The organism is Pseudomonas alloputida (genome assembly GCF_021283545.2).
GTDB lineage: Bacteria > Pseudomonadota > Gammaproteobacteria > Pseudomonadales > Pseudomonadaceae > Aquipseudomonas > Aquipseudomonas alloputida.
Window position 1 is genome coordinate 614,178 of sequence record NZ_CP128540.1, and the last position, 13,224, is coordinate 627,401.

Below are 13,224 nucleotides of genomic sequence, written 5' to 3' on the forward strand. Positions count from 1 at the left end.
GGGATGAACGATCAGTCACGAAGCATCATTGATGCGTTGCGCAGGGAGCAACCGGTCGAGCTGAATGAGCTGTCTGAACTCGAGCTTCGTGAGATATCAGTCGCGCTCGCGGATACTCCAGAAAGCGCGGCATATTTCTATGAGCTTGTCGACGCTGGAACTCCAAGCGCAAGGGCTACTGCATTCGATTTGATCCGCGAGGCCTGCGATCCAGGTGTGCTGATTGAGATCGTGCGGCGTTCGGCTTCCCTGGCCGGTATGGATGAAAAATTTGTGCGCGACTTGCAGAGGGCCTTTCTTGATCATACCGGCCGGCAGGAGCTTTATCCGGGCACTCGAGTCCAGTCTTTATTGGGCGCATTGTATCTCTCTCAGGGACGTCCTGCTCTTCTGCGCAAGCTTCAAGCACATCTCCTGGAAGTCGAACATAGTGACGATGGTAGCTACCTGCGGCATGTTGCCAAAGTGAATGGTTTGATCCTAGCTCACGTTCCCGATAATGACCTATTGATAGCGCTGCGTGACCTCGCCAACGTTCCGGAGGCAGAAGATGAGGCTTCGTTTGCTCTGGGGTTGCTTGCACTGTCGGACGGCTTAGATGCGCAAGATCATGAAACAGCAGTGGAAGCATTCCATCGAGCGCGTGACTTCATGGCGCATGCTCTAGCAATGAGCGAGGAGCGTCAGGACGCAGAACTCTATTACCACTGTATCTGCGTTCTTCTTGATTTCCAAACAGGTAGTCTCCATGAGCAACTTCCGGCTAGGTTGGCCGAGATTCGCAAAGATGCTTTCGGCTACTCTGCGGTGTTGATGCCGTCGGATCGTCCTCTCGATCGTAGTAGTTGGCTTGGTGCTGCGTCGATTGAAGCTCTGCGTTGGGCAGAACTTGGGACGCGACTCGCGACGCTCGACACGAGCTTGCTCAAGAGCGCATGGCTGCATGCAGCTCGTGTGATCGAAGAGGAGCTCCTCCGTGTCTACCAAGCGAGTATGTCCATTTTTCAGCGTGATCAGGCAGGAGGTATAGAGGCGCTCGTAAGGCCTCGTATTGTTGGCACTATCCAAGCGAATACTTTTCAGTTGGCAGTGCTCGACGAGTGGTTGACCGAGAACAAGAGCTCATTATCCGCAACTGCTGCGGGCGCGATGCGCGATGAAATCGACGTGGCTATGGCAGCGAGCCTTCACCGAAACTCTCATGACGCGGTAGTGGCACCGGTCACTGCTGCCGCGATAATTCAGAAGGCCGACATCCCTGATGCGATCGCGCTGAGTGCAGGAGTAGTACTTGAGGCAGCTATGGCAGCGGTGCAGCTCCAGCGAATTGAGCCTATAGCTACCGAGGTATTTGAGCAGATCCACAATAAACTTGTAAGTAACCAGGACTACCACGGTCACGCGCAGGAGTTTTTCATTCAGGTCCTCTATCACACGATCTCATTTGTAGCTTCGCGCGAGAGCCTCACCCGCACTGCGGTTACAGGGATTGACTACCTGTTCAATCGCAGTGTTGATCAGCCCCCCCTCGAGGCCGATTTGCACAAAGATTACTATGGGTTCCTTCAAGCTACGCCGCTGAGAGAGCTTGCTCAACGAGAGGTGAACGATGTTGCCAACGGTAGGGTCGACGTTCACTTCGCGCGCGATGGAATTAAGACCGTAGCCGAACTGAAAAAGACGGATGACGACGTTTCACTAGATGGCTTGGTCGAGCAATTTGGATTGCAAGCGACAGCCTATCAACGCGTCAATGTGACTTTTTGCATTCTCATGGTCCTAGATCTGGTAGATCGGGGCGGGGGAAGCGACCACCTTCGCAATCTTGTAGGGGTATACGAGAGAAAACCCGATAGCGGAACAATGACTTATTCCGTAGTGGCGTTCCGCATACAGGGTCGAAGAAAGTCGCCCTCCCGGTTAAATTAAACATGGCACAGCTGCCATGCGGCCGAGCCTTGGGTGATTTCTTGGTCGTAACACTTGCAGTTGATTGCAGTCTGTTGGCGCCGACGCTGAATTGACCCAGTTACCGAGATGCCACTGATCCAGCCTGATTCCTTGCGAACCATTTCCTATGCTGGACTTCTGCCGTTTGGAGTTGGGTCAGTCTTGCGTTGGCAATAACTCAATTCGGCGTCGGCGCCAACAGTCATTCCCTAATCGCCTCCAGACCAATAGGGCGGTGAGTCGATAGTAATACCGGGTGGCGTCGGAATGGTCTTTCAGGTGCTGAGTGAGAAACCAGCGCACATGCTTGAGCTGCCAGCTCCAGGGATTGTCTCGTTGCCATCGTTGCTGAATGGCCGCTTGCATGATCCGAGCTTGCCGTAGATGGCGTTGCTGCGTGACCTTTGAGCCATTCAGTACGCCGCTCAGGAACAGCGCCATATCGAAGGGCTTACTCACGCTCTGCCTCCAATGTAGGCCGAAACTACATCGATCCGGTTATGCCCGAGTTCAAGGCTGATCTGTTTCCGCGCCTGTTGATCAAGGTCACGGTCAAGGCGATAGCAGTGGCCACCATTGACCGGTGCGGCGTGGCCAGTGAGCTGTTCGTAACGCTCGCAGGCGTAGGCTGCTCGCAGTTCATGAAAGCCCTTCAGCCCGTGTTCATGTAGCGTGTCGCGGGCGGGGAGCACGGTCTGTTGCAGGAACGCCGCGTAGCTTTCGTCTCGGGCCAGCAGGTTGCGACTATGGGGCGGCGACGCATGACGAGCCAACTGCAGCGCCGCCTTCACCTCTTCATTAGCCACAACCCATCGCGGCGCTGATGCCCCTGAACGGCCGCCTTTGGTGCCGTCCTGGATGTTGATGCGGCCTAAGTGTTCGGCTTCGCGTTGCAGTCGTGGCAGGTCAGCCAGGATCGCTTCGCGCAGGCGCATGCCGGTTTCTCGGGCCAACAGGACAATCACCGCCACCCGCTCGTGTTGCCGTTCGCCAAGCACCTTTAGCACTCGCCGCAGCTGTTGGCGGTCTTGGCCATCCGGTGCACGGGCGCGTACGTTCGAGCGCTTCTGTCCTAACGCCTGACTCGGGCTGGCGATCCTCACGTCCTGATCACCGCGCAGCGCAGCGAGGGTGCGGTTAACGCTGCTCAGGCGGTTCTGCGCGGTGGCGATGCAGAGTTCACCTTGCTGGATCTGGTGGCGCAGGTAAGCGGCGTAGTCGTGCAGTGTCCGTCGATCGATCTGGCGCGCATCGTTGTAACCGGGGCCGTCCTCTGACCGACACCAACGCACGAACGCTTGCCAGCGATCGCTATGCGCTTTGACCGTGGCGAAGTGGCCGCCGGCAAACATATCCTTGAGTGCTTGTGAGCCGGCATAGCTCAGCTGGCGGCCAAAGCCAAAGTTGCGACCATCACGCCGACCGACCAAGGTCATCGTCATCACCGTTTTCGTTTGTTTGCAGAAAGAGCAGCAGGGCTTTCCAGTGAGGGCTGAGCCTGTCCACCTGCCGCCAGTGTGTCGGGCGGATCAGGAGGGCGTTCTCCTGGTGTTGCAGTAGTGCCCCTTCCTCACGCAGTTGCTCGATCAGCAGGGCCAGCTGGGTAGGCTCTAGGGGTGGTGTGGCGACAGCGGCGACAGTGGCGACAACCCGCGTCGTTGCTGGCCTGGCGCGTGGCGACAGGGTGGCGACAGCAGTGGCGACACACCGTGATTCTGGCTGCGGTTGATGTTGCGCCAGGTAGCGGCGCACCGCGTCATTGAGGCGAAACATGGCGCACCTCGAAAATTTTCCCGTCGCGGCTGTTCAGCCAGCGATGCGTGATCAACACGACCAATAGAGAGGCGGTATGGTCAGCGCTCTTGCGGGCAAAACGCGGGCCGTTGCGATTGACGTCGCGGATGGTGAACTGGGTCCAGCCTTTCTGCACCAGCCAGCGCAGTAGCCGATCCGCTTCCTCGCGTCGGCTATTGACCGGCGCCTGTTCGGTCAGGCGTTGAATCTCGGCCAGGTAGTAATCCATTAGCGTGGAGGCGCGCTGGATGTGTGCTTCGTCCAACGCACTGGCCTCTTCAACCATGGCCAGCACGCCCGCGATACGCAGTACATTCGCCGCGGCCTTGCTCGCGACAGGCTGGACGCCGGCTAGCTCGCCGAACTCGCCAGACTGGCACTCGATGGTGTCGTGGATATCAATCCAAGCCCGGCGGGCACGGGCAGTCAGCTCCAGCGTGGCGGGATTGAGTGACCCATCCTGGTGAAGCGACCAGGGCTTTTGCAGCAGGGCGGTGATCCGCTGTTGGTAGCGCTGGACTTTGGCATCTCGGGTCAGGTCGATCGCCTTGTAGAGTCGCTGGCCGGCCAGGCGCTCGGGCCAGCTGATCAGGCAACGGCCGAGGATGCCTTGGCCATTGATCACCGGGTCTTTGAACAGCTGGTTGGCCAAGTAGGGCTGCAGCATCAGGTGCAGGCTGAGACGGCGGTCATAGGCACGCAGGCTTTCCCCGGCCATGGAGCGCGCCCGGTCGATTGGGCTGCCATCCCACAGTGTCGACAAGGTGGTGATCGCCTTGAGCAGGTTCTGTTTGCTCATGGTGCTGCTGCCCAAGAACTGGCCACCTTCATCATTGAACAAGCCCATGCTGGGCAAGCCATGGCACAGGCTTTTGACCAAGGCCTCAATGGTGGGCTCGGCAATGATCAGTCTCGGCGGTACTGGCTCGGACAGCTCACCGCCTTTCGCCTCCGCGTGTCTCTTTGAGGTTTTGGGTTTGGCCATGATGTTGGTCGCTGCGCGAGAGGCTTTGAGCTTTTCCGCATACAGGGTCCACTGCTGCCGCTCCCAGTCGCGCGCCGCCTTCAGGGCCAATTGGTCGACCGCGCTTTTGCGATCGCCGGAGGACGCCACCGTCAGTAGGTAAAGGGACAACGGATAGGTTCGACCGTCAAGTTGGACATTGGCATGACCCTGGCTCACCAGAGCAGCAGTAGCCAGCACCGATTGTGCCGCCATGGCGCGGGGCACACCGATCACCTCGGCCAGTCGCTCGACCGCAGGGCCCAACAGATCCCCCAGTGCTTGGACCGGGTAGGGCAGTGGCGCCTGCTGGTATTCCAGCAATGGTTGTGGTGGCTCGAATGCTTCGCACAGTTGCATCAATATTCTCCTGGAATAATCAATTTCGTCCTCACTCATCCCGCCACGGTTGTTGAGTGTTATCAGGGATCAAGGCCCCTGCGACCTGTGAGGGGTGTCCACTGACGCGGGACTGACGGCTCTTTACGACCGAGAGCTTGGGCATCTCATGATCTGGCCTCCTGAACACCGATAGCCGTGGGCGGGTGGAAGCTGCACTGGCTGACGAGACCGGTGCCGCGAGATCCTGAGTCGGGTGAAGGCAGCGATGCGATGACCAGGGCATGCCTGACTGTCAGTCAGGTGCAGTCCATTCAGTGGGCTGCGGCACCATCATCGGCATCGCTGTGGCGAGTGAGCATTCGGTGTTTGTCACGCCGATTGTCACGAGGGGGAAAGCCGCAAAGGCCCGTACGAATAGGGCTGCAGCGGTGTGAGATGCGCCCGTTCGGGGGGGGAAGAGACGGGCGCAGGTTGGCGCAGTGAAATGGCCAAGCGTATAGGTTGCTGCAGGACAGCTGGGTAGGGTGGGTTTTGCCGCAGGTAGGCAAAGCGAAGAAGTAGGCATCCATCACATGGGTAATGACCGTGCGAGCTGCCGGACGCTAATCGCACTGGGGGGAGAACCACCACGGTGTGGCGTAGCCTTAAAGGTTCTGGCTACCTGGGTTGCTGTCAACGACAGCGCTTGCACGATCTTTTCTACGCCTGCGGATAGGTAGGGTCAAGGCTCGAATTTGCGAGAGCACTGCGGCTGCGGATGAAATTATCCACCTCTGGAAGTCCGTGGTTTTCTGCAGACGGTTGCGTGGGCTTTGAGATTTTTTAAGTGAGGTCCATCCAAGCAGGGCGGCTTTGCAGCCCTGTTTGGATGGACCCGCGTGGACAAGCGGATCACCGAGATATGAAGACCGAGCGCTTACTCAGTTGCGCCATGTTTTGCTTTTAGTCGAGTGACGTTCGCACCCGTCTGATTGGCGAATTCGCGTGGGCTGACATGCTCCTGCTGATTAGCCTCAAGGTACCGACTCCACCAGTTCATGATCAGCCTGCGCTCCTCGATGAACTCGGCCTTGTGGATGTAGGCCGCTCGGACGTTGTTGCGTTCCTTGTGGCTCATCTGCCGCTCGATGGCTGCATCCGTCCACAAGCCCGACTCGTACCCCATCTTCCGAAGCGCGCTGTTCACAGTGTTTTCGGACATCGGTTTCCAAGAATTGGTGTCGCCTGCGAAGACCAAGTCAAATTTGCCTGTGATTTCGCGGATCTGCTCAAGCAGGGCGACCGCTTGCGGCGATAAGGGTACAAGATGGATATCACCTGCCATCTTCGTACCCCTTGTGGAAAAGGATACGCCTTCCAGCGCTGGCCGCGTGTCGGGTATCTCCCAGGCGCCACGCTTGAGGTCGAACTCGCTCCAGCGGGCGAAGCGCAGCTCGCTGGAGCGTACAAACACATGCAGAGATAGCATGACCGTCAGCCGGGTAAGTGCGCGGCCGTTATAGGTGTCGATCCGTTCTTGCAATTCAGGCAAGCGCGATAAGGGTAAAGCGGGGCGGTGGACGACCCGCGGGGCTTTGATCGCGCCTTCGAGGTCGTAAGCAGGGTTTACGGTGATAAGCCGGAGGCGCTTTGCCTTGCGCATGATGCTCTGCAGGTAGTTTTGTACCCTTAAAGCAACGTCTATCGTTCCGCGCTTCTTGATCGCTTCCAAGGGCTGCATAAGGTCGTGGGTGTCTAGGTCGACAATGGCACGGGCACCGATCAGCGGGAAGAGGTGGGTTTTGAGGCGACTCATCACTGTCTTGGAATAGTCTGGTGCCCACTTGGCTGACATTTCCGTGTGCCAGTCCAGCGCAACGCTTTCAAAGGTGCGGCCTTTGATCAGGGCTTCCGTCTTGGCTTGGTTCTTGGCTCCTATGGGATCAATGCCATCCGCCAGCATTCGCTTGACCTCCAAGCGCTTGCGGCGCACATCGGCAAGGCCAACGACAGGGTAGTTACCGAATGAGGTCCTCGCGTCCATCAGGTTTGACGTATCTGAGCCGCCAGCCTTTGCGGCCATTGGGTTGGACTAGAAGGTAAAGGCCGTCGCCGTCGAAAAGCTTGTAGGCGCGGTCTGTGGGCTTGGCCGAACGGCAAGCGGAATCGGAGAGTGGAGCAGTGGTGCGCGACATAAGGGTACTCCCTTTTATCGAAGTGACCTTTACGCCAAAACGAAAAAACCCGCCATAAGGCGGGTTTTTCGGGCGTTTCAGAGATTTTAGAAGCCTTCTCTGGAACCTTGTATGGCTCCAACGACCTGGACTCAATAGAAAAGTAAGCGCCTGTTTTATGATGAAATCATGCTGATTTCTAAAATTTATATCCCACGATTATCCCTAATAAAGCCCGTATTTTATGCAAATTCTTTCGATACCCTATGAGCACGGCAGCAGCCGAATGCTGCCAGACGCAATTCTAACGAAGGCGGGCATAGGCAGTTGACAGCAACAGACTGTATCCCTTCCGGCACGACAGCCATTGACGTCCAAGCGAGCGCCCAACGTCCCCCTAATCTACGTACCTGAATAGTGCACAGGCGCCACAGAACAGGGCGCCTGGCACACAAAATCCTCCAGATTCTCTATAAAAATGTGCTTACTGCACATACTCCTATGTCGTTCGCGCACCCTTTTTTCTTAATTTCAAAGCGGCGCCAAAACGGGCCTGGTAATTGCTCTGACACAAGTGAGCCTAGCCAACCCGCTATCGATTTGGAGAAAAACATATGAGTGCAACTGGCGACTATCCGTTGACCGAAGCCCCGCGCGAAGCGCGCAAGGGGTTATTGTCCATTTCCATGGTGCTGTTCAGTTTTACTTTTTTCACTGGCACCATGTTTGCCGGTGGCAAGCTGGGGCTGGCTTTCAACTTCGTCGACATGTTATGGATCGCCGCCATCGGCAACAGCTTGCTGGCACTCTACGCCGCGGCGCTTGCCTTTATCGCCTCCCGTAGCGGCCTCAATACCGTGCTAATGGGACGGTTCTGCTTTGGCGAAGTGGGCAGCCGACTTTCCGATTTTCTATTGGGGTTCGCCGAACTGGGCTGGTATGCCTGGGGGACAGCAACAGTGGCGATCGTGCTGGTGAAGATGCTCGGTCTGGCAGGCGGACTGACGATTCCGCTGATGATCCTGTTCGGCTTTGGCTTCAGCCTCACCGCCATCATCGGCTTCAAAGGCCTGGACCTGCTCTCGCGGATTTCCGTGCCGTTGATGTTCGTCCTGCTGGTGATCTCCATGTACATCGCCACCCATGATGTGGGCGGGTTTCAGGCGCTCGCGGCCGTCATCCCCCATGAAACCATGACGTTTTCGGCGGCGGTGACGATGGTGTTTGGTACCTTCGCCAGCGGTGCCACTCAGGCCACCAACTGGACACGACTATCGCGTACCGGCCGTGTGGCAATTATCGCGAGCGTGGTCAGCTTTTTGCTCGGCAACGGCTTGATGGTGGTTGCGGGCGCCTGGTGTGCGATCGTCTATCAACAGGCCGATATCGTCGAAGTAATGATCCTGCAAGGCCTGTCGTTCGCAGCGGTGATCATGCTCTGCCTGAACCTCTGGACGATTCAGGGGCCGACGATCTACAACGTCTCCGCTGCCGCGTGTCACTTACTGCGCAGTGAGCGCCGCCGGACGATGACGCTGGCTGCTGCCGGCGTCGGGGTGCTGCTTGCCATCGGTGGCATGTACGAGATGCTGATCCCATTTCTGGTGCTGCTGGGCTCTATCATCCCTCCCGTCGGCGGCGTGATCATGGCCGATTTCTGGTATCGCCATCGTGGCCAATACCCGCTGCTCGCCAGCGCCAGGTTGCCGCGCTACAACTTCGTCGGTCTTTCGGCCTATGCCATCGGCGCGGTGGTTGCCTATTGCTCGCCCTGGGTTGCCCCACTGGTGGGAATCGTCGTGTCCGCCGTTTGCTACGTCGGTTTGCTTCAATTCAGCGGTCGCCGCGCTGCGGTCAGCACCACGCCGGGGGAACTGTGAGTCTGACGGTCGGAGAAGTCCTCAAGCTGCCGGGCCTGGAAGGACTGATTGTGCGTGCCGGTCACCTGCACCTGCAACGCACCGTGCGCTGGCCATACGTGGCGGAGAACGAGGGTATCGCCGAGTGGATCATGGGCGGCGAACTGGTGTTTGTCACTGGCGTCAATCACGCGCGAGATGAGGCCAACTTGCTGAGCGTCATTGAGGACGGTATTGCCATGGGGATTGCCGGTCTGGTGATCCTCACCGGGGGGGCGTTCATCCAGCGCATCCCCCAGACCGTCATCGAACGGGCAGAGCACCACGGCTTGCCGTTGATCGAGCAGCCTTACCTGCTGAAGATGGTCATCGTCACCCATGCCATCGGTACGGCGCTGGTGCATATGGCGCAGGCCAGGCGTACACGGCACGATATCCTCAGCCAGTTGCTCACCGGCGACTACCCCAGCCTGGCCATCGCGCAGCAGCGCGCCGAGCATGTTCAACTGCCGATCGATGGACCGCGGCGTCTGGTAGCCCTGCGTCTGTCTTCGGTGAGCGTGTTGTTCGAGCGCCATCCGCCGACCGAAGCTGAGCGTCTGTTGCAGCACACTCGCCAAGCCTGTCAGGACCACCTGGAGGCATGGAGCCGTATCAGGTCAGAAACGCTACCGGTGATCCTTCAGGGCGACCTGTTCATCATGCTGTTGCCTGATCAGGAAACCCTGCGTGCCGATCTCCAGGGGCTGTACCGGGAACTCACCGCACTGATCGGCGACATGACGTTGTACATGGGCATGGCAAACCGCGTGGAGAATTGCGGGCACTACCGCCAGGCCTTGAATGAAGCACGGCAGGCCTTGGACGTCGCGGAAAGCCTGCACCCGGCGAGCGGTTTTTGCGATTTCAGCGAGCTGGGGGTGTTGCTCCTGTTGCAAGGCATCGGCGACCGTTCGGTGATCGATCACTTTGTGACGCAAACGCTCGGCCCCTTGATCGAGCCGTCCCGCAAGCAGCCGTTCACGCTGCTGGAAACCCTCGACGCGCTGCTCCAGGAAAACGGCAATGCCCTCAGGGCGGCCAATCGCCTGGCCATCCATCGCAACACCATCAATCAACGTATCCAGCGTATCGAACAGCAGAGCGGACAGTCGCTGAACGATCCCCTTTTTCGAATGAATGCATCGGTCGCGCTGCTGGTATGGCGCATGACCGAAGTCCCCAGCAAGGAGTCAACATGAACATCATCAACGCGCGTCTGCGTGGTAAAACCGGCTTGTATCACATCGAACTCAATGGCCCGAAGATTGCGGCAATCGTCGCCCAGACGCAGGTGATGCAAGCCACCCATGCGACGGATCTGGACGCGGGGCAGAACCTGGTGACGGCGCCCTTCGTTGAGCCGCACATTCACCTGGATGCCGCGCTCACGGCTGGCGAGCCGAACTGGAACCTGAGCGGCACGCTGTTCGAAGGCATTGAGCGCTGGGCCGAGCGCAAGGCGTTGGTCACCCACGAAGACACCAAGGTTCGTGCGCGCAAAACCATCGACATGCTGGTCGATAACGGTATTCAGCACGTGCGTACCCATGTCGACATCACCGACCCGACCCTGGCGGCGCTCAAGTCCATGCTGGAGGTTCGCGAGGAAACCCGGCACCTGATCGACTTGCAGATTGTCGCCTTTCCCCAGGAGGGCATTGAATCCTTCAAGGACGGCCGCGCCTTGATGACCGAGGCGGTGGCCATGGGTGCCGACGTCGTGGGCGGCATTCCGCACTTTGAGAACACCCGGGAGCAGGGCGAGTCCTCGGTGAAGTTTCTGATGGACCTGGCCGAACGAACGGGCTGCCTGGTGGACGTGCATTGCGACGAAACCGATGACCCGCAGTCGCGCTTTCTCGAAGTGCTTGCCGAAGAAGCGCGGGTGCGCGGCATGGGCGAACGGGTCACCGCCAGCCATACCGTGGCCATGGGCTCGTACGACAACGCCTATTGCTACAAGCTGTTCCGCCTGCTTAAACGGTCGCGGATCAATTTCATTTCGTGCCCGACTGAAAGCATTCATTTGCAAGGTCGTTTCGACGGCTATCCCAAGCGCCGGGGCTTGACCCGAGTCGCTGAAATCGATCGGGCGGGGATGAACATCTGCTTCGGTCAGGACTCCATCGTCGACCCTTGGTATCCACTGGGTAATGGCAACATCCTGCGCATCCTCGAAGCCGGCCTGCACATTTGCCATATGCTCGGCTACGACGACCTCAAGCGTTCCCTGGACCTGATTACGGACAACAGCGCCCGAACCTTGCACCTGGGCGAGCGCTACGGTCTGGAAGTAGGGCGCCCGGCCAACTTGCTGATTCTTTCAGCGCCGGACGACTACGAGATGATTCGTAGCCAGGGCCAGGTATTAATGTCGATCCGAAACGGCAAAGTGCTGATGCAGCGCAGTCCTGCACGTGTGGAGCGGTTTGTCGGTTAAGCCAACGCGCAACAGGCCGGATTCAGTTTTTCGAGGGGGCCATGCGGCCCCCTTTCCATGCCCGTGCGCTGCTATCGGCAATGCCCGAGCCCTGATGTTCAAGGCTGTAAGCAGCGGGGCGGTAGCGAAGTTGTATTGATACTTATTTTGGTAATAAAGCTGTCAGACATACGAATTATCAGAATTAAACATCACGATTAGACTCGAGCACATCACAGCGTTGTTCACGCGGTGAAAAGAGAAGGGAGATACGCCTTGCAGATTGATAAAGCCTCCAGGCACACCACAGGGTTACGTCGGGTCGTAGTGACCGGGATGGGTATCGTTTCCTGCCTGGGAAACTCTCAGGTGGACGTTTTGCAAGCGTTGCGCGAAGGACGCTCCGGGATCGGCTTCAATCCGGACTATGCGCAAGCGGGTCTGCGCAGCCATGTCAGCGGCCGATTGGACGTGGATTTGGAGCAAATAGACCGCCGCCAGCGCCGCTTCATGGGTGATGCCGCTGCTTACGCCTACCTGGCGATGCGCGATGCCATTGCCGACGCAGGGCTGGACGCCTCGCAGGTGTCAAATCCTCGGACGGGTTGTGTAATGGGATCGGGAGGAGGGTCCAGCCAGGACATCGTCGAAGCCAACCAACTGCTTGGCCAAAGCATTCGCAAAGTCGGTCCTTACCGGGTACCTCGCACCATGACCAGTACCGTCTCGGCGTGCATGGCCAGTTTCTTTGCGATCAAGGGTCTCAACTATTCCATCGCATCGGCCTGCGCAACCAGCGCCCATTGCATCGGCCATGCGTTTGAGCAGATTCAGTTTGGCAAACAGGACGTCGTGTTTGCCGGCGGGGCCGAGGCCGAGCATGTCAGCCAGAGTTGCATGTTCGATGCGATGGGGGCTTTTTCCACGAGCTACAACGATGTTCCGACCCAAGCCAGCCGCCCTTACGATGTCGCGCGCGATGGCTTTGTTATCAGCGGCGGTGGCGGCGTGCTGGTCCTCGAAGAACTCGACCATGCGCTCGAACGAGGGGCGACGATCTACGCCGAAGTGATTGGCTATGGCACGGCATCCGATGGTCAGGACATGGTTTCTCCCAGCGGTGACGGCGCGCTCAGGGCAATGCAGGCGGCGCTGAGCACCTGCGCGGAGTCGGTCGATTACCTAAACACCCACGGGACAAGCACCCAGGCGGGCGACCTGGTCGAACTGCGTGCCGCTGCGCTCGCTTTCCATGGACACTTGCCTGCGTTCAGTTCGACCAAGTCGTTGACCGGGCATGCGCTCGGTGCGGCGGGTGTGCATGAGGCCATTTACTCGCTGTTGATGATGCAGCACGGGTTTATGGCGGCCTCTCATAACATTGAGCAACTCGACCCTGAAGTCGAGGCATTGCCGATCATCCGCCACACGCGCTTGAACCAGCCAGTGAACTGCGTCATGAGTAACAGTTTTGGCTTTGGCGGAGCAAACGCCAGCCTGATTTTCAGCAAGCGTGCGCTCGACGCGTCACCGGTTTGACCTGGTTCGTACCCGGTCCGGACGAAAAGCGTCGCGTGCATTTGCTTTATGTCACCGATTGAAGGCAACTACGGCCCGCCAGAGGCCGACTTTACCCAGCTCTTTTTTGTTTAGTTAGCAACT

General features: G+C 58.4%; 9 protein-coding genes and 1 pseudogene. 5 read left to right on the plus strand and 5 right to left on the minus strand.

Annotated elements, in window-relative coordinates:
• The first annotated feature begins 3 nt into the window (after positions 1-3).
• Complete coding sequence (locus LU682_RS02770; protein ID WP_232857641.1) at positions 4-1,929, plus strand: hypothetical protein; 1,926 nt, start codon at positions 4-6, stop codon at positions 1,927-1,929.
• A gap of 177 nt (positions 1,930-2,106) precedes the next feature.
• On the opposite strand, the gene LU682_RS02775 is transcribed toward LU682_RS02770, so the two are convergent.
• From LU682_RS02775 to LU682_RS02795, 5 genes and pseudogenes are all read right to left on the minus strand, one after another.
• Positions 2,107-2,409, minus strand: coding sequence for a hypothetical protein (locus tag LU682_RS02775; RefSeq protein WP_203479755.1), 303 nt, complete (start codon positions 2,407-2,409; stop codon positions 2,107-2,109).
• The gene (locus tag LU682_RS02780) at positions 2,406-3,386 is read right to left on the minus strand and encodes an integrase domain-containing protein (RefSeq protein WP_203479816.1); all 981 of its coding nucleotides are present in this window, start codon (positions 3,384-3,386) and stop codon (positions 2,406-2,408) included. The genes LU682_RS02775 and LU682_RS02780 overlap by 4 nt, the downstream gene beginning before the upstream one ends.
• A complete protein-coding gene (locus LU682_RS02785; protein WP_232857640.1) occupies positions 3,364-3,723 on the minus strand; it encodes a hypothetical protein in 360 nt (119 codons plus the stop codon). Before LU682_RS02785 ends, LU682_RS02780 begins: the two co-directional genes overlap by 23 nt.
• Positions 3,707-5,107, minus strand: a complete 1,401-nt coding sequence (locus LU682_RS02790; protein WP_203479757.1) for a YfjI family protein — start codon at positions 5,105-5,107, stop codon at positions 3,707-3,709. Before LU682_RS02790 ends, LU682_RS02785 begins: the two co-directional genes overlap by 17 nt.
• An 898-nt stretch (positions 5,108-6,005) precedes the next feature.
• Positions 6,006-7,263, minus strand: a pseudogene (locus LU682_RS02795) (tyrosine-type recombinase/integrase).
• Between the two features lie 593 nt (positions 7,264-7,856).
• Between LU682_RS02795 and codB the strand changes: the two are divergent.
• The 4 genes from codB (at position 7,857) to LU682_RS02815 (ending at position 13,101) form a co-directional block, all read left to right on the plus strand.
• Positions 7,857-9,122, plus strand: coding sequence for a cytosine permease (gene codB, locus LU682_RS02800; protein WP_203479758.1), 1,266 nt, complete (start codon positions 7,857-7,859; stop codon positions 9,120-9,122).
• Positions 9,119-10,342, plus strand: coding sequence for a PucR family transcriptional regulator (locus tag LU682_RS02805; protein WP_203479759.1), 1,224 nt, complete (start codon positions 9,119-9,121; stop codon positions 10,340-10,342). The genes codB and LU682_RS02805 overlap by 4 nt, the downstream gene beginning before the upstream one ends.
• The gene (gene codA / locus LU682_RS02810; protein ID WP_232857446.1) at positions 10,339-11,583 is read left to right on the plus strand and encodes a cytosine deaminase; all 1,245 of its coding nucleotides are present in this window, start codon (positions 10,339-10,341) and stop codon (positions 11,581-11,583) included. Before LU682_RS02805 ends, codA begins: the two co-directional genes overlap by 4 nt.
• A 315-nt stretch (positions 11,584-11,898) precedes the next feature.
• Positions 11,899-13,101 carry a beta-ketoacyl synthase N-terminal-like domain-containing protein gene (locus LU682_RS02815; protein ID WP_232857448.1) on the plus strand — a complete coding sequence of 401 codons (1,203 nt, stop codon included), beginning with the start codon at positions 11,899-11,901 and terminating at the stop codon, positions 13,099-13,101.
• Positions 13,102-13,224 lie beyond the last annotated feature (123 nt).